Origin of the sequence: Xanthomonas arboricola pv. guizotiae (assembly GCF_002940205.1) — a bacterium.
Taxonomy (GTDB): Bacteria; Pseudomonadota; Gammaproteobacteria; order Xanthomonadales; family Xanthomonadaceae; genus Xanthomonas; species Xanthomonas arboricola_C.
In genome coordinates, this window is the sequence record NZ_MDSK01000013.1 from 98,991 (window position 1) to 115,611 (window position 16,621).

Below are 16,621 nucleotides of genomic sequence, written 5' to 3' on the forward strand. Positions count from 1 at the left end.
GCGCCCAGGTGCGCTCCTACGGTGGGGTCGGTGTTTGCGCGGATTGCTGGCCTGTCGTAGGAGCGCACCCGGGCGCGAGGGGGTGTGCCGGTAAAGCCTGTCGCGCCCAGGTGCGCTCCTACGTCGGCGGGCGGTTTCAGCTGATCGTGCCGACCAGCTTCAGGCGCTTGTCTTCGGGCACTTCGCTATAGGCCAGTACCGACAGGGACGGGACGCTGTGGCGGACCAGGCGGGCCAGGGCGGCGCGGACCTGGCCGGGCACCAGCACCACTGCCGGTTCGTTGCGCGCTTCCTGCTTGCCGACGCAGTCGGCCAGGCTCTGGTGTAGGCGCTCGGCCAGGCCGGGCTCCAGCGCCACGCCGTTGCCGTGGGTGGATTCCTGCAGCACGCGCTCCAGCTGCGGGGCAAGGGTGTAGACCGGCAGCTCGGCCGACATGCCGGCGATTTCCTGCACGATGAAGCGGCCCAGCGAGGTGCGTACCGCGGCGGTGAGGGTGGTCGGGTCCTGGCTGTGCGGGGCGTGTTCGACCAGCGCTTCGACGATCTTGCGCAGCTGGCGCACCGGGATGCGCTCGATCAGCAGGTTCTGCAGCACGCGCACCACCACCGACAGCGGCAGCGCCTTCGGGGTGAGGTCTTCGACCATCTTCGGCGCGGTCTTGGCCAGGGTCGCCAGCAGCTGCTGCACTTCCTCGTGGCCGAGCAGTTCCGGGGCGTGTTCGCGGATCAGGTGCGACAGATGGGTGGCGACCACGGTGGCCGGGTCGACCACGGTGTAGCCCATCGATTCGGCATAGGCGCGTTGGTGCGGCTGGATCCAGGTGGCGTCCAGGCCGAATGCGGGGTCCTTGCCGGGAATGCCGTCGAGCTGGCCGAGCGCACCGCCCGGGTCCAGCGCCAGTTCGCGATCGGGATGGATTTCCGCGGTGGCCACCGGCACCCCGTGCACCAGCAACCGGTAGGCGTTGGCCGACAGCTCCAGGTTGTCGCGGATATGCACCGGCGGCACCAGGAAGCCGATGTCCTGGGTGAGCTTGCGGCGCACGCCCTTGATGCGCGCCATCAGTTCGCCGCCCTGATGCTTGTCCACCAGCGGAATCAGCCGGTAGCCCACTTCCAGGCCCAGCGGGTCGATCGGGCGCAGCTCGTCCCAGCTCAGCTCCGAACTGGCCTGGGCGGCAGTGGCCGCGGCGGCGGCCTTGGGATCGGTGGCGGGGTCGCCGGTCGGCGGGATGACCAGGCTGCGTTTGTACATTTTCCAGGCGATCACGCCCAGGATCAGGCCCAGCGTCAAAAACGCGACGTTGGGCATGCCCGGCACCAGGCCGACCAGGCCCAGGATGGCCGCAGCCACCGCGAGGGCGCGGTGCTGGCCGAACACCTGGCTGATCATGGCGCCGCGCATGTCCTGCGCGCGCGAGGCGCGGGTCACCAGCAAGGCGACCGAGGACGACACCAGCAGGGCCGGCAGCTGCGCCACCAAACCGTCGCCGATGGACAGCAGGGTGTAGGTGGAGGCGGCATCCACAAAGCTCATGCCGTGCTGGAACATGCCCACCGCCATGCCGCCGATGAGATTGATGAACAGGATCAGGATGGCGGCGATGGCGTCGCCGCGGATGAACTTGTTGGCACCGTCCATCGCACCGTAGAAGTCGGCTTCCTCGCGCACTTCCTCGCGGCGGGCCTTGGCTTCCTCGCGCGTCAGCAAGCCGGCGTTGAGGTCGGCGTCGATGGCCATCTGCTTGCCGGGCATGGCGTCCAGGATGAAGCGCGCGGTCACTTCCGACACGCGTCCGGCACCCTTGGTGATGACCACGAAGTTGATGATGGTCAGGATCGCGAACACCACGATACCCACGGCGTAGTTGCCGCCGATCACGAACTGGCCGAACGCCTCGATCACCTTGCCGGCCGCGGCGTGGCCGTCCTGGCCGTTGATCAGGATCACGCGGCTGGAGGCGACGTTGAGCGCCAGGCGCAGCATCGTGGTCATCAACAGCACGATCGGGAAAATGGTGAATTCCAGCGGGCGCTGCACATACACCACCGCCAGCAGCACCATCAGCGAAATGGCGATGTTGAAGGTGAACAACGCATCCAGCACCGGCGCGGCCAGCGGCACCATCAGCATGGCCAGCATGGCCATCAGGGCCAGCGGCGCGCCCAGGCCGTTGCGCAGCAGCTCCATCACGCGGCGGGCGTTCATCGGGGCGGGTTGGGCGCTCATGCGCTGGCTCCCTTGCCGAACTCATCCACGTCCAGCGACGGCAATTCCGGCATCGGGCCGCCGTTCCAGCCACGCAGCTGGTAGACGTAGGACAGCACCTGGGCCACGACCGAATAGAGTCTCACGGGAATTTCCTTGCCGATTTGCGCTTCCCTATACAAGGCGCGTGCCAAAGGCGGTGCGGTGACGATCGCCACCCGGTGCTGTTCGCAGGCTTCGCGGATGCGGAAGGCCATTTCGTCCACGCCCTTGGCCACCACGATCGGCGCGCGCATCTTGCCGCCTTCGTACTTGAGCGCCACCGCGTAGTGGGTCGGGTTCATCAGCACCACGTCGGCCTTGGGCACCGCTTCCATCATCTGGCGCTGCGACATCTGCATCTGCATCTGGCGGATGCGGCCCTTGACCTCCGGGCTGCCCTCGCTTTCCTTCATCTCGCGCTTGATCTCTTCGCGGGTCATCTTCAGCTTCCGCAACCAGTTCCACTTCTGGTAGGGCGCGTCGATGGCGGCCAGCAGCACCAGCGCGCCGGCGGTGTAGAACAGCAGGCTCCTGGTGAAGTCCAGGCCGTTGCCCACCGCCTGTTCCAGCGGCTGGTTGACCAGCGAGCGCAGGCCGTGCAGGCCGTTGGAGATGCACAGGCCGGCGGCCAGGCCGACGAACAGCAGCCGCAGCACCGACTTGACCAACTCGGCCAGGCTGTTGCTGCCCCACATGCGCTTGATCCCGTTCATCGGGTTGAGCTTGGTGAGGTCGGGCATGATCGCCTTGCCGGAAAAATGCAGCCCGCTCATCAGCAGCGGACCGGCCAGGCCGGCGGCCAGGCAGATGCCGATCAGCGGCAGCATCACCCACAGCAGCTGCAGCAGCAGGTCGCCGAAATGGCCGAACAGCGCCATCGGGTTTTCGCGCATCTTCGGGTCCGGGCTGAGCGCGGTCTTCATCCAGACGCTGGCGCCATTGCCGATGCCGCGCGCCAGGGCCATCAGCGCGAACACGCCGGCACCGAACACCGCGGCGGTGGACAACTCGCGCGATTGCGGGATGTTGCCCTGCTCGCGCGCCTCGCGCAGGCGTTTTTCGGTGGGAAGCTCTGTGCGTTCGCCGCCGTCTTCGGACTCGGACATGGAGGTGCCGGTGACTGGTCAGCCCTGTGTCATGCAAGTGGCGTTCCAGTTGTTGGAATCGGGAATCGGGAATCGGGAATCGGGAATGGGGATTCGGGAGGCCGGGCTGCGAGGTCTATCTGGGGTCGTGCGCGGGCGGTTGGACGCAGGTCGATCGCTGCCGGGGGGCGCAGTGGGGCTGGCGATTCGGGTGCGCGCCGGACTGCGCCCGGGCGGTTGCCGTGCTCAGGCCACCGACGATTCGGGCTCTTCCGGTTCGATGCGATTGCGGCCCTGCCGCTTGGCGCGGTACAGCGCCTCGTCGGCACGCGCCAGCAGCGTGGCGGCGCTGTCGCCGCTGCGGAACCAGGCCACCCCGACCGAACAGGTCACCTGCAGCGGCTGGTCGGTACCCACCTCGTACGGTGCCAGGCTGAGTTTTTCGTGGATGGCGCGCAGCCGGTGCTGGCTGTGCCGCGACATGCCCGGCAGCAGCAACAGCAGTTCTTCGCCGCCGTAACGGCCCACCTTGTCCGAGTCGCGCAGGCAGGCGGTCAGGCGTGCGCCGACCTTGGCCAGCACCGCATCGCCGACCAGATGCCCGTGTTGGTCGTTGACCAGCTTGAAATGGTCCAGGTCGATCAGTACCACCGCCAGCGGATGCCCGCCGTGCGCGCAGGCCTGCAGTTCTTCGGCCATCGCCTCGAGCACGCCGGAGCGGTTGAGCAAACCGGTCAGGGCATCGTGGCTGGCCTTCAGGGCCAGCGCTGCGCGGGCGCTTTCCAGATCGCGTTTCTCGTGTTCCAGCTGATAGGTGCGCTCGGCCACCAGTTCGGCCAGCATGCGCTCGCGCGCGACCAGATGGCGGTGCCGCCAGCGCCACAGGCCGGCCAGCAGCGCGCTGCCGATCAGCACATACAACGCGATCGCCGGCGGGCTGCGCCACCACAGCGGGGCCACCGCAAACGGCAGGTCGGCGATCGGCGAGGCGGTGCGGCGGTAGCGGTCCAGCACCTGCACCTGCAGCCGGAAATGCCCGGAGGGCAGCGGTGGCTGGTCGATCGACAGGTTGTCGCTCTGGATCCATTCGTTGTGCAGGCCGAGCAGGCGGTAACGCACGGTCAGGCGACTGGGGTCGTCGTACACCTCCATCGTCGACAGCTCGATATGCAGCGGCTGGTCGCTCCAGCCCAGCAATTGGCCGCGCTGCACCGGCACCCCGCCACGGCTGACGCTGTCGATGCGCACGCTGGGCTGGCGCGCATCGAACAGCCGTGCCGGATCCAGCAGATGGCTCACCCCGCGCGAGGTGCCGATCCAGACCGATCCATCCGGATCCTCGGCGAAGGCCGCTTCGGAGATGTCGTCCCACAGCAGGCCCTGCGACTGCGACAGATGCGCCCAACGCTCGCCGTCGTAGATTTCCACGCCACGCGCATGGCCCACCCAGACCCGGCCGAGGCTGTCGCCACGCATCAGGTAGACGCCGACATCGCGCAACGCCTCGTCGCTGATCGCCTGCAGATCCAGCCGCTCGCCCAGCAGCATGCCGTGCCAGAGGCCCGGCCGGTAGAACGCCAGCCACACCTCGCCGCTGTCGCTGATGTGGAACTTGCTGATCCACGGGTCGGAGGTGCCGCCATTGACCAGCACCTCGACCCTGGACCAGCGCGCGTCCTGCAGCCGGAACAAGCCGTTGGCGGTGGACACCCACAGCGTGCCGTCGGCGGTCTGCTGGACATCGGTGTAGGCGATCGTGGGCATCTCGGCGACCGCTTCCAGCGTGCCGCCCTCCAGCGGATGCCGGATCACGAACAGCCCGCCCGCGCTGAGCATCCACATCCGCCCCTGCCGATCGATCAGCAGGCGGCGCGCGGTGCGCGGCAGTTTGGCGATCTGCGCGCTGCGGCCATCCGGCCAGAAGCGGCGCAGGACGCCGGCCGAATTGAGCGTCCACAGACTGCCGTCGGCACTGCGCTGCATGCCCACGATCTGGATCCCGGCGGCCTGCAGGGCCGGAACGAACCGCCCGCCCGGATCGACCTGGCGGCCGCTGCCGTGTTCGTTGCCGACCAGCAATGCGCCCTGCGCGTCGCGCGCGATCGACCAAGTGGGCGCGGCCGGCATGCCCTGCGAGGCGTCCCAGTTCTCGATCCATTCGTAGCCAGCCCAGCGCACCAGGCCTTCGCCATCGACGGTCATCCAGACATCGCCCTCGCGGTCCACCAGGATCGCATCGCTGCTGCCGGGCGGCAGCCCGTTGTCGGCGCCGAAACTGCGCCAGCGGCCGTTTTCCCAGCGTGCCAGCCCGTCGTTGCGACGCACCAGCACGCGCCCTTCGCGGTCCAGCACCAACGGTGCCTGCCGCCCGATGGTGCTGCCATCGAGCAAGGGCAGCGGCCGCACGCTGAAGTTGCTGGCGCCTGGCGCGCGATAGAGCAGGTTGCCGCTGCCGCGCACCCACAGCGCGCCGTCGTGATCGCGCAACACGCTGTACCAGCGATCGTCCGGCACGCCTTGGTCCGGCCCGTACACCTGCACCTTGCGCTGCGCATCGATGGCGCACAGCCGCTTGGCGCAGCCGGCCCACAAGGTGTCGCCTTCCACCGACAGGCTCAGCACCTTGGACAGCTCGGGCACGCGCACCCGGGTGGCCGTGTCCAGCAGCGGCTCGCTATGCCAGTGGCCGTTGCCGCGTGCGCTCAGCCGCTCCAGCGTGCCGCCATTGGCCAGCACCGTGCCCCAGGAGGGACTGGCCAGCAGCATGTCTTCCCGCAGGTGTTCGGCCTCGTCGGGGGCCAGCTTGCGAAAGCCGTGCTCGTCGCCGACGAACAGGGCCTGGAAGCCGGCCACCCACAGCCGCCCGTCGGCGGCCTCGGTCATCGAGGTGATCGGTTCGTTGCGCAGGCCATCCAGCATGACCTGCTGGAAGCTGCGCCCGTTGTAGCGATACAGGCCGCTTTCGGTACACACCCACAGCAGCGTGGCGCGGGTCTGCAGCAGGCAGGTGCCGGCCAGCCCTAGCAAGCCCTGGTCGTGGGCGTAACGACGAATGCTCGCGCTCTGCGCGCCGGCCAGATCGGCCAGCGACAGCAAGGCCAGCAGCAGCACCGCCAAGAGCGGTGCACGCCGGCCTGACGACCTGCATTGGCGGTACTCAACCCCCACGAGCGTTGCACTCTCCCACACATCGGCGCGTGTGGTCCGCGCCCCTCGCGCGGGTGTCTCACGCTTGCCATGGGCGGCCCCCATAGTAAGGCCGCAGTAAACCGACTAGCGGCTGTTCACGCGTGTTTCTTTAATGCTTAAGCAGGTATGGCGGCGTGATTGCGCAGCGGGCACGGCCATTGTCAGACGCGTGGTATTCCCAAGCCACACACCGTCGCTGCGGGCGCGATCACGCAAATGGCCTGAGGCCGGTCACGCGACGATTGCATGTTCGCCCGCACGCAGGCATCTGCGTGGCAGCGGACATGGCTTCCCCGGCCATGCGTCCGGCGCAGAGCTGCGCGCCCGCTCGGTTGGCAGAGCGCAGCATCGGCGCCGTCGTTCGGCCTGCGTCAAGACGCGGGTTCAATCGCTGGGGTGGCGTCGCAGCGCACATGATCGTAATCGATGCGGTTGCGTCCATCGCGCTTGGCGCGATAGAGCGCGGCGTCGGCGCGCGCCAGCAGCTGTTCCAGGGTCTCGCCCGGCTGGAACCAGGCCACTCCGACCGAGCAGGTCACCGGCAACACGCCGCCATCGATCGGGTAGTCGCCGCAGATCCCGCGATGCAATGCCTGCAGGCGATGGGTGGCTTCGACACTGAGCCCCGGCAGCAGCGCCAGCAATTCCTCGCCGCCGTAGCGACCGATGCGGTCGTCGCCGCGCACCAGCGTATCCAGGCGCCGGCCGACCTCGGCCAGCACCGCGTCCCCGGCCAGGTGGCCGTGCTGATCGTTGACCAGCTTGAAATGATCCAGGTCGATGAGCACCACCGCCAGCGGCCGGGCATTTGCATCGGCGCGCTCCAGCATGTCGCGCAGGGCAGCAAGGATGCCCGCGCGGTTGAGCAGGCCGGTGAGTTCGTCATGGGTGGCCTTGAGTGCCAGCGCGGCGCGGGCCGATTCCAGATCGCGCTTGTCCTGCTCCAACTCTGCGGTGCGTTGGGCCACCAACTGCTCCAGTTCGCGCTTGCGACGCAGCAGCTTGGCGGTACGCCAGCGCAGCAGCACGATCACCGCGGCGATGGCCAGCACCACGTAGCCGATCAGCGCGGGGATGCTGCGCCACCAGGGTGGGCGCAGCACGAACTGGAAGCGCGCCACCGCGCTTGCGCTGCGTTGGTAAGCATCCAGCACCTGCACTTCGAGCGTGTAATGACCCGGTGGCAACAGCGGGTAGGTGAGATGGCTGAGCGAGGTCGTGCTCCAGCGCGCCTGGTGGCCTTCCACGCGATAACGGAAGCTGATCCGGTCAGCGCCGCCTTCGACGCCGGGCGTATCAAGCTCGATATCCAGTGGCGTTTCCGACCAGTCCAGCGCGCTGCCGGCCCGGACGATCTGGGTGCCGCGACGGACCTGGCTGACCTCGACCTTGAGCGTCTGTGGCTCGAACAACCGCTGCGGGTCGCGTAAATGGCTGAGCCCCCTGCTGCTGCCGATCCAGATGCTGCCGTCGTCGTCCTCCAGAAATGCATTGGACGACAGGTCGTCCCAGAGCAAGCCTTCTGCACGCGTTATCCGCGACCAGCGGCCATGCTGGTACAGATCCAGCCCCTGGCTGCTGCCCACCCACAAGCGGCCCTTGCGATCGTGACGCAGGATGAAAGGCATCACCCTGGACAGCAACGGGTCGTCCACTGCCTGTACCGGCAGGCTGCCATCTGCCTGCAGGCGGCCGTGCCATAGCCCGGTTTCGCGCAGCGAGAGCCAGATTTCGCCATCGGGTGCGAAATCGATCTGGTACATGTCCTGCGTGGGCAGCGTCCCGGTGACCGGCACCTGCACCCAGGTTGTGCCGTCACGGCGATACAGGCCGTCGCCGGTGGCGGCCCACAGGCGACCTTGAGCATCGAACTCGATATCGCCGACGAACTTGGTCGCCATTGCCGGATCGGAGACCAGCGTATAAGGCGGGCTGGCCTGGCCGTGTCCGAGCCCGCGCGAGGTTGCAATCCAGACCGAACCGGTGGTGTCGAACAGGATCTTGTAGCCCGGCCGTGGCAGGTCCATCACCCGCCGGGTCAGCCCGGTGGCGGGATCGCGCCGCGCGATCGCGCCGGAGTAATACGACACCCAGGCCGCCCCGTCAGGTGCCAGCGCGATGTTCAGCGTCTGCGACAACGGCTTGCCATCCTCCAGCTGCCAAGGCTGAGCACGCGCAGCGTGTCGGGCGAGCAGGTTGGCACCGCCATCGGCGCCTATTGCGAGCGTGCCGTCGGGCAAGCGCTGCATCGACCAGATGGGCGCCGCAGCCATGCCCTGCGCTTCGGTGAGATGCTCGATGTTGCCGTAGCCGAGCAAGCGCTGCAGCCCGGTCCCACGCGTGCCGATCCACAAGGTGCCGGTGCTCTGGAACAGCAACGGGCCAACCATCGCATCCAACTGCACGCCCTGATCGGCGCCGATGTCGGACCAATGCGAGCCCTCCCAACGCACCAGGCCGTGATCCGAGCGCGTCAACATGCGGCCCTGCGCGTCTTCCACCATCGTGGTCGCACCGGACATGGTTTCGAAGCTGTTGTGCGGATTGGCCGGTCGCTCCTGAAAACGGGAGGCGCCTGGTTCGCGCGATACCATGACGCCGCCACCGCGCAGCCATAGCCGGCCGCCACGCTCGCGAAAGATCACACGCCAACGCTTGGCCGGGACCCCATCGGCTTCAGACAAGGTTTCGATCAGAGCACCGTTGGCGTCCAGACGACAGACACCGGCATTGCAGGACACCCACAGGGACTGGCCATCGGCTAACAGGGTCGGCCCGGTCTTCAGCAAGCGGCCCCCGGGCGTACGCAGTTCCAGCATCTGTACCTGCCAACGGCCATCGGCAGTCGGCGTCAACGCCAGCAGCGCGCCATCGCTGACGACCGCCACACCGTTACGGTAGGCCGCGATCACGTTGCCGGCATCTGCACGGATGCGTTTGCCATCGTTCAACACCTGCACGAACCGCTCGCCGGTGCGCACGAAGACGCCATTGGTGGTGGCAACCCAAAGCCGCCCTGAGGTATCCAGGGTGAGGGCGCGCGTGTAGCGGGCATCCAGCCCGCTTTCCCGCTCGACAGGAATGAAACGGTCGCGTTCGAAGCGGTGCAGCGCCAGCTCGGTCGCCACCCACACCACACCGCGCCGGTCTTCGACCAACCCGTTGATGGTCATGCCCTGCAAGCCGTCGACCTGCGCATAGTCGCGGAAGCTGTAGGTCTGTGCGCGCGCAGACGGCGGCAGCAGCAGGCCGATCAGGCATAGCGCCGCCAACCGCCACAGGACGCTGTCGCGCAAGCTGGATGGAGCGAACGACGCAAACAGGGAGGGCATCGGTTTCCGCGGAAAAGAAGTGGACGACGATCGGAGGGCTCAATCGGCTACAGCGTTGACGGCAAGCCACCCTGAAACTTGAGATTGCAGAGCGTCAGCCGGTCAACTCTCTTGCAGCATCGAAGGCGGTATCGAACATGCGTTGCACCGGCGGGGCGAACTCGCTGGCGAAGCTGGACAGCAGGAACAGCCCCAGCAACACCGTCAGCGGCAGGCCCAGCTGCATCGGATTCAGCGCCGGCGCGGCCTTGGCCAGCGCGCCGAAGGCCAGGTTCACCGCCAGCATCGCCACCATCATCGGCAATGCCAGCGTGAGCCCGCCGCGCAGGATCTGCAGGAACAGGGTCGGCGCCACCTCGGCGAAGGCGGCGGCGTCGGGAAGCGCGGTGCCGATCGGCAGGGCCTTGTAGCTGTCCACCAGCAGCGCGATCACCGCCAGGTGTCCGTTGGCCGCGAAGAACAGCAAGCCGAAGCCGAGATAGAACCACTGCGCGATCACCCCGGAGGTCACCCCGCGCAACGGGTCGGACATCTGCGCGAACGACAGCCCGGTGGACTGCGACACCAGTTCGCCGGCCATCGCGCCGGCCTCGAAGATCAGCTTGAGCATGAAGCCCATGCTGGCGCCCACCGCCAGCTCGCGGGCGACGCTGAGCACTGCCTGCGCGGTGAAACCGTCCCAGTCCGGCACCGGCGGCAGCAGCGGCGCCAGCACCATCGACAAGGTCCCGGCCAGCATCACCCGCACCCGTCCCGGCACCGCGCGGGTGCCGATCAACGGCATCGCGGTCAGCAACGCACCGGTGCGCAGCATGGTCCACATGATCGCCCCGACCATCGCAAACGCACGCTGGCCGTCGATCACCATCTGGGTGGCAGCATCCATCCGGCCGGGTCCGCTAGCCGATCAGGTGCGGTATGCGCTGGAACAGCGCAATGGTGAACTCCACCAGATGCCCCAGCAGCATGCTGCCGGTGGCGAACAGGGTGGCCGTCAACGCGACCGCCTTGGCCACGAAGGCGATGGTCGGTTCGTTCAACTGGGTGGCGGCCTGCACCACACCGATCACGACACCGACGACCAGCACCGCCAGCAACATCGGTCCGGCAATCCACAGGACGGTGACCAGGCCACCACGCAATTCGGTCAGGGCGATTTCAGGGCTCATGGGTGTGGTGATGCAAGTGGGGTGCCAAAGGACGGGATTGGGGAATCGGGAATCGGGAATCGGGAATCGGGATTCGGGATTCGGGATTCGGGAGGCGGGAGGCGGGAGGCGGGATTCGGGAGGCGGGAGGCGGGATTCGGGAGGCGGGAGGCGGGAGGCGGGAGGCGGGAGGCGGGAGGCGGGAGGCGGGAGGCGGGGCGGGAGGCGGGGCGGGAGGCGGGAGGCTGAATAGGGGGATGAGGTCTGAAGGTGGTGCGACGGTGTGGGCTGACCGAGGTGCGGTCTGCAGAGGCTCGCCCCTCTCCAGCGGGAGAGGGGTTGGGGTGAGGGTGCGAGGCGAAGCCATGCGTGTTGGGTGGTTCCGCTGGGACATCGCTCAGCGGTGCGCTTCTGCCGCTATCGGCTGCACTGGCTGGCGCGCTTGCTGTGTGCTCTGCGTCTGTTGCTCGACTTCGGGACCCCGCCGAAGCGGCAGGCCGGCTCGACATGCCGGCAGGGCGGCGCGCATGCAGACCTTGCGGCTAGGACGCGTTGAAGCTGGCCGCCAACGTGCCCACCACCAGCACCCAGCCATCCACCAGGATGAACAGCAGGATCTTGAACGGTGCCGAGATCAACATCGGCGAGAGCATCATCATGCCCATCGACATCAGCACACTGGCGACCACCAGATCGATGATCACGAACGGGATGAAAATCAGAAAGCCGATCTCGAACGCGGTCTTCAGCTCGCTGGTCACGAACGAGGCCACCAGCACCGGGAACGGCACCGCGTCCGGGCCGGCGTACTTGCCGTCGCCGGCCATGCCGGCGAAGGTCATCAGATCGGTTTCGCGGATCTGCGCCAGCATGAAGGCGCGCAGCGGCTGGGTGGTCAGCGTCCAGGCGGTCTGGAAATCGATCTGGTTGTTGAGGTACGGCGACAGGCCCGCGCCCCACATCTTCTGCCATACCGGCATCATCACCAGCGCGGTCAGGAACATCGACAGCCCCAGCAGCACCTGATTGGACGGCGTCTGGCCGGTGCCCAGCGCCTGGCGCAGCAGGCCCAGCACGATGGTGATGCGGGTGAAGGCGGTCAGCACCAGCAGCATCGACGGCAGCAGGGTGATCGCCGTCATCAGCAGCAAGGTCTGCAGCGGCAGGCTCACCGGCTGGTCGCCGATGCGGCCGACGCTGACATTGGGCAGCGTCGGCAGCTGGTTGGAACCGGCCGGTACTGCGGCGGGCGTTGCCGCAGGCGCAGCGGCCTGCGCCATGGCCGGCAGCGCGGCCGGCGTGGCTGCGGCCAGCATCGGGGAACTCATCACCAGCAGGATCAGCACCAGGCGCACGCTGCGCCCCCAACGATTCCAACGGCTCAACATGTCACGGGTCCTTGCGCAGCTTCTGTGCGAGCAGCTGGGCGAAATTGGGGAGTTGCTTGAAAGTGGGCAGGGTGGGTGCGGGCGTGGTCGGCAGCGGTTCGGGCAGGCTGTGCAACGTGCTGATGCCGCCGGCGGTGACGCCGAGCAACAACTGTTGGCCGTTCACCTCCACCACCACCACACGTTCCTTGGCACCCACCGCCAGGCTGGTCACCACACGCAGGCCCTCGGTGCTGCGGAATCCGCTGCCGGGCATGCGCTTGAGCAACCAGCCCAGGCCGACGATCAGCGCCAGCACCAGCAGCAATGCAAACACCGCGCCAAACAGGCTGGGCGAGGCCGGGGCCTGCGCGCCGACCTGGGTGGCCTTGGCCGCGACCGGCGCGGCAGCGGCCAGCAGGCCGATCACCGCAGCCTCCGGATCCGTTCGCTGGGGCTGACCACGTCGGTCAGGCGGATGCCGAAGCGGTCGTTGATGACGACCACTTCGCCATGCGCGATCAGGGTGCCGTTGACGTACACGTCCAACGGTTCGCCGGCGCCGCGCTCCAGTTCCACCACCGAGCCCTGGTTGAGCTGCAGCAGGTTGCGGATCGGGATGCGCGCGCGGCCCACTTCCAGCGACAGCGTCACCGGCACGTCCAGGATGACGTCCAGGTTGAGGTCGGTGGCATTCTGGTCGTGCTCGGCCTGCAGGCTGTCGAAGGTGGCAGGCGCGGCGTCGAGGATGTCGGAGTTGATCATTTGCTGGGGTCCTGGGAGGGAACGGCGCGTGGGGCTTGCACGCCGGGCGGGCGTACGGCGGTGATCTTGACGGCGTTGTTGCCATTGGAAACGCCGAATTCGCCGGTGAACAACGGGATGTCTTCCACGCACAGCGGCACCTGGGCGGGCAGGTCGATCGGCAGGATGTCGCCGATCTTCAGGCCGGTGAGCTGGCGCAGGCTCATGCGCTTGCTGGCCAGTACGCTGGACAGGGTCACCTCGGCGGTATCCAGCTGCTCGCGCAGCATCACGTTCCAGGAGTCGTCGCGGTCGTTGCGGTCGCTCTGGATGCCGGCATCGAGCAGTTCGCGGATCGGCTCCAGCATCGAGTACGGCAGGGTGATGTGGATCTCGCCGCCGCCGCCTTCCAGCTCCACATGGAAGCGGCACACCACCACGTACTCGCGCGGGGTGACGATGTTGGCGAAGTGCGGGTTGATCTCCGAGTTGATGTACTCGAAGTCCACTTCCATCACCGGCGCCCAGGCTTCCTTGAGGTCGGCGAAGGTCTGCTTGAGCATCAGCTGCACCACGCGCATCTCGGTGGCGGTGAATTCGCGACCTTCGATACGGGTGTGGTAACGGCCGTCGCCACCGAAGAAGTTGTCCACCACGGTGAACACCAGGGTGGGTTCGAACACGATCAGGCCGGTGCCGCGCAGCGGCTTGAAGCGGATCAGGTTGAGGTTGGTCGGCACATACAGCGAGTGCATGTACTCGTTGAACTTGACCAGGTCGATGCCGCGCACCGACAGGTCGGCCGAGCGCCGGATCAGGTTGAACAGGCCGATGCGCCACAGCCGCGCGAAGCGCTCGTTGACCATCTCCAGGGTCGGCATGCGGCCACGGATGATGCGGTCCTGGCTGGACAGATCGTATTGACGGGCCTCGCCGGGCAGCGGCTCCGGCTCGGTATTGACCGCGCCCGAATCCACGCCATGCAGCAGGGCATCGATTTCGTCCTGGGAAAGCAGATCGCTGACGCTCATGGGGCAGGCCTTACTGGGTAACGAAACTGGTGAACAGCAGTTCTTCCACGCACTTCTTGCCGGTCTCGCTGGTCATGACCTTCTGCGCTTCGGCCAAAGCGGCCTTCTGCAGCTTCTGCTTGCCGACCAGGTCGGCCACATCGGCGGCCTTGACCTGCGACAGCAGCATCAGCAGATGCGCGCGGATGGCCGGGGCGTTTTCGGTGATCAGCTTGAGCTCTTCCGGGTCGCGGGTGACCAGTTGCACTTCGACCTGCAGGTACTGCGGGCCGTCGCCGGGGTCGGCCAGGTTGACCACGATCGCCGGGTCCATCGGGAAGTACTGCGCCGGCTTGGGCACTTCGGCCACCTTGGGCTCGGCGTGCTTGCCGCCTTTCTCATCGCCTTTGTGGCCCAGGAAGAACCACGCGCCGCCACCGGCGGCGGCCAGCACGACGACGCCGATGGCGATCAGCAGAATGGGTTTCTTGCCGCCCTTCTTCTTGTCGCCCTTGTCGTCTTTGTCTTCGGTCTTCTTGCTTTTTTCGGCCGCTGCCACGATGTGCTCCAGGGGAATGCTCACCCTGTCGATGCAATCGGCATGCCAAAACCGCGTCGGTTTCCTGGCGCAGGCGCTGCGCAAACCGAAAAACCCCCGCAAGCCTTGTGCTGCAAGGGGTGGAGGGCGTCATCGGCACTCGGCCGAAACGCGATGTTCAACGGCGCCGCGGTGTGCCCGGCGCATCACCTCAGGCGTAGGCGTCCAGCAATCCACGCTGACGTAACACCACCGACGGAATTCCGACGGGCGGGACGTCGTCCAGGCTCAGCCCAGTGCCGTTGGCGTTCCCGCCATTGCGATTGCCGGACGGGTTCTGCGGTTGCTGGCCGACATCGGCCTGGCCGAGCTGGAAGCCGTTCTGCCCGAGCATGTCGCGCAGCCGCGGCAGGCTCTGTTCCAGCGCCTGGCGGGTGTCGGCATTGGCGGCGGTGAAGCTGGCATTGACCTTGTCGCCGTCCAGATGCAGCCGCACCTCGACCGGGCCCATCTCGTTCGGGGTCACCTTGATGTGGGCGTGGCCGATCTTCTGCTCGGCCAGCCAGCTCATGCGCGCGCCGATGGCATCGTCGAAGGTGTCGCCGCCCAGGTCCGGGGTGGGGGTGGGCGAGGCGCTGAAGATCGGTGCCGCATCCTGCAGGCGGCCGAGTGCGGCTGCCGTGGTGGTCGGCAGCACGAACGCCGGGGCGTCCGGCGCGGCCGGGACGGCGCTGTCGTCGGTGCCCGGGTCCAGCACCTTGGCGGCCATGCTCATCAGTGCAGCGGTTTGGGCGTCGCCGCTCAAGGCGGTGACGGAGGTGGGCTTGGCGCCTGCGGCGGCAGCCGGTGCCAGCGCCCCCAACGAGGGCAGGGCGGTGGCGGCAGTCGCGGTTGTGGTGGGCGTGGCCGCGTCAGTCGGCAGCGCGGTTGCGGCCGGCGTGGTGCCGGCGGCCGCGGTCACCCCGGCCGCCAGTGCCGCAGCCGCGGCCGCCAGCACATCGCCACCCGGCAGTGCCTGCGCCAGCAGGCCCATGCCGAAGCCCCCCAGGCCTGGCGGCGGCCAGCCGGCGTCGGTCGCGGTAGCCGGTTCGGCAGGTGCCTCGTCGCTGGTGGTGGCGGCTTTCGCGGTTTTGCCGGTCTTGCTGGCCGCGGCAGCGGTGCTCTTGTCGGTCGCTGCCGCGTCCTTGGCGGCGCCGGACTTGGCCGGCTTGGCATCGCTGTCCTGCGCACGCGGGCGTGCGGTGGCATCGCCGGCCGCGTCGTCGTGAGTGTCGTCGTCGCTGCGCTGCTTGTCGGGCTGATTGGGCTTGGGCGCGGCCTGCTTGGCCGGCACGCGCTCGGGCGCCTGCGGCGGGGCCTGGTTCGGCGTGTTGGCCGGATTGAGCATGCGCGCGAACTGGTCCTGGCCGGCGTCCGGCTCGGACGAGGGATCGCTGTAGCTGGATTTCTTGCCGGTGCCGGCGAGCGCGCCGAGGCCGGCGGCGAAGGCGGACAAGGGGGTCATGCGGATTCTCCGTGGGTATCTTCGCTGCGGGCCAGGCGCGAGCGACGCGCGCCGAGGTCGTCCATCTCGCGCTGATCGCGGCGTTCGATCACTTTGTTTTCCTGGGCGCGATAGCTGGCGGCCAATTGCTCCAGCACCTGCTTCTCGCGGCTGGCCAGCAGCAGCCGGGTGCGCTCGGCTTCCACCTTGTTGCGGTTGCTTTCCACGGTCTGGGCCTGTTGCAGCACGGCGCTGTCGAGCCGGTCCAGGAAGGCGCGGCGGTTGCTCAGCGCAACCGCGCTGGTGCCGGCCATGTGGCTGTTGGCGTATTCCTCGGCGTAGCGGCGCAGTTCGTCCAGGCGCGACTGGTGGGTGTCCAGGACACGCTGGCGCTCGGCCAGGTCGCGCGCGACCTTGTCTTCCTGTTCCTGCGCGCGGCGCAGCAGCGGGTCGATCCGTTTGGATTGCATCATG

At 67.8% G+C, this 16,621-nt stretch carries 13 protein-coding genes; all 13 read right to left on the reverse strand.

Going from position 1 to position 16,621, the window contains the following annotated elements; all coding sequences use genetic code 11:
• Nucleotides 1-136: 136 nt before the first annotated feature.
• The 13 genes from flhA to fliJ all read right to left on the reverse strand — a co-directional run bounded on the left by flhA (nucleotide 137) and on the right by fliJ (nucleotide 16,620).
• Nucleotides 137-2,209: a flagellar biosynthesis protein FlhA gene (gene flhA, locus XarbCFBP7408_RS10220; RefSeq protein ID WP_181106980.1), complete on the reverse strand. Its 2,073-nt coding sequence runs from the start codon at nucleotides 2,207-2,209 to the stop codon at nucleotides 137-139.
• Between the two features lie 17 nt (nucleotides 2,210-2,226).
• On the reverse strand, nucleotides 2,227-3,357 hold the full coding sequence (gene flhB / locus XarbCFBP7408_RS10225) for a flagellar biosynthesis protein FlhB (protein WP_104562850.1): 1,131 nt from the start codon (nucleotides 3,355-3,357) through the stop codon (nucleotides 2,227-2,229).
• A 225-nt stretch (nucleotides 3,358-3,582) separates the two neighbouring features.
• Nucleotides 3,583-6,504 (reverse strand): ligand-binding sensor domain-containing diguanylate cyclase, encoded by a 2,922-nt coding sequence (locus XarbCFBP7408_RS10230; protein ID WP_104562851.1) that lies wholly within the window; start codon nucleotides 6,502-6,504, stop codon nucleotides 3,583-3,585.
• 392 nt (nucleotides 6,505-6,896) lie between these two features.
• On the reverse strand, nucleotides 6,897-9,857 hold the full coding sequence (locus XarbCFBP7408_RS10235) for a ligand-binding sensor domain-containing diguanylate cyclase (RefSeq protein ID WP_104562852.1): 2,961 nt from the start codon (nucleotides 9,855-9,857) through the stop codon (nucleotides 6,897-6,899).
• Nucleotides 9,858-9,951: 94 nt separating this feature from the next.
• Nucleotides 9,952-10,743 (reverse strand): flagellar biosynthetic protein FliR, encoded by a 792-nt coding sequence (gene fliR, locus XarbCFBP7408_RS10240; RefSeq protein WP_104562853.1) that lies wholly within the window; start codon nucleotides 10,741-10,743, stop codon nucleotides 9,952-9,954.
• A gap of 13 nt (nucleotides 10,744-10,756) precedes the next feature.
• Nucleotides 10,757-11,026: a flagellar biosynthetic protein FliQ gene (locus XarbCFBP7408_RS10245; protein ID WP_005917968.1), complete on the reverse strand. Its 270-nt coding sequence runs from the start codon at nucleotides 11,024-11,026 to the stop codon at nucleotides 10,757-10,759.
• Between the two features lie 521 nt (nucleotides 11,027-11,547).
• The gene (fliP, locus tag XarbCFBP7408_RS10255; RefSeq protein ID WP_104562854.1) at nucleotides 11,548-12,393 is read right to left on the reverse strand and encodes a flagellar type III secretion system pore protein FliP; all 846 of its coding nucleotides are present in this window, start codon (nucleotides 12,391-12,393) and stop codon (nucleotides 11,548-11,550) included.
• Nucleotide 12,394: 1 nt separating this feature from the next.
• The gene (gene fliO, locus XarbCFBP7408_RS10260; RefSeq protein WP_104562855.1) at nucleotides 12,395-12,802 is read right to left on the reverse strand and encodes a flagellar biosynthetic protein FliO; all 408 of its coding nucleotides are present in this window, start codon (nucleotides 12,800-12,802) and stop codon (nucleotides 12,395-12,397) included.
• Entirely contained in the window at nucleotides 12,799-13,137 is a 339-nt protein-coding gene (fliN, locus tag XarbCFBP7408_RS10265) for a flagellar motor switch protein FliN (protein ID WP_016904992.1), read from the reverse strand. Before fliN ends, fliO begins: the two co-directional genes overlap by 4 nt.
• Nucleotides 13,134-14,147 carry a flagellar motor switch protein FliM gene (gene fliM, locus XarbCFBP7408_RS10270; RefSeq protein WP_104562856.1) on the reverse strand — a complete coding sequence of 338 codons (1,014 nt, stop codon included), beginning with the start codon at nucleotides 14,145-14,147 and terminating at the stop codon, nucleotides 13,134-13,136. The genes fliN and fliM overlap by 4 nt, the downstream gene beginning before the upstream one ends.
• A 10-nt stretch (nucleotides 14,148-14,157) precedes the next feature.
• A complete protein-coding gene (locus XarbCFBP7408_RS10275) occupies nucleotides 14,158-14,709 on the reverse strand; it encodes a flagellar basal body-associated FliL family protein (RefSeq protein ID WP_181106976.1) in 552 nt (183 codons plus the stop codon).
• A 166-nt stretch (nucleotides 14,710-14,875) separates the two neighbouring features.
• Nucleotides 14,876-16,168 carry a flagellar hook-length control protein FliK gene (locus tag XarbCFBP7408_RS10280; protein ID WP_104562857.1) on the reverse strand — a complete coding sequence of 431 codons (1,293 nt, stop codon included), beginning with the start codon at nucleotides 16,166-16,168 and terminating at the stop codon, nucleotides 14,876-14,878.
• Nucleotides 16,165-16,620 carry a flagellar export protein FliJ gene (fliJ, locus tag XarbCFBP7408_RS10285; protein WP_104562858.1) on the reverse strand — a complete coding sequence of 152 codons (456 nt, stop codon included), beginning with the start codon at nucleotides 16,618-16,620 and terminating at the stop codon, nucleotides 16,165-16,167. Before fliJ ends, XarbCFBP7408_RS10280 begins: the two co-directional genes overlap by 4 nt.
• Nucleotide 16,621 lies beyond the last annotated feature (1 nt).

Bases quoted from the DNA above. Each gene is read 5' to 3' on its own strand.
- fliJ (WP_104562858.1), bottom strand. From the start codon at position 16,620: ATGATGCAATCCAAACGGATCGACCCGCTGCTGCGCCGCGCGCAGGAA.
- fliN (WP_016904992.1), bottom strand. From the start codon at position 13,137: ATGATCAACTCCGACATCCTCGACGCCGCGCCTGCCACCTTCGACAGC.
- flhA (WP_181106980.1), bottom strand. From the start codon at position 2,209: ATGAACGCCCGCCGCGTGATGGAGCTGCTGCGCAACGGCCTGGGCGCG.
- fliR (WP_104562853.1), bottom strand. From the start codon at position 10,743: ATGGATGCTGCCACCCAGATGGTGATCGACGGCCAGCGTGCGTTTGCG.
- XarbCFBP7408_RS10245 (WP_005917968.1), bottom strand. From the start codon at position 11,026: ATGAGCCCTGAAATCGCCCTGACCGAATTGCGTGGTGGCCTGGTCACC.
- flhB (WP_104562850.1), bottom strand. From the start codon at position 3,357: ATGTCCGAGTCCGAAGACGGCGGCGAACGCACAGAGCTTCCCACCGAA.
- XarbCFBP7408_RS10235 (WP_104562852.1), bottom strand. From the start codon at position 9,857: ATGCCCTCCCTGTTTGCGTCGTTCGCTCCATCCAGCTTGCGCGACAGC.
- fliM (WP_104562856.1), bottom strand. From the start codon at position 14,147: ATGAGCGTCAGCGATCTGCTTTCCCAGGACGAAATCGATGCCCTGCTG.
- XarbCFBP7408_RS10280 (WP_104562857.1), bottom strand. From the start codon at position 16,168: ATGACCCCCTTGTCCGCCTTCGCCGCCGGCCTCGGCGCGCTCGCCGGC.
- fliP (WP_104562854.1), bottom strand. From the start codon at position 12,393: ATGTTGAGCCGTTGGAATCGTTGGGGGCGCAGCGTGCGCCTGGTGCTG.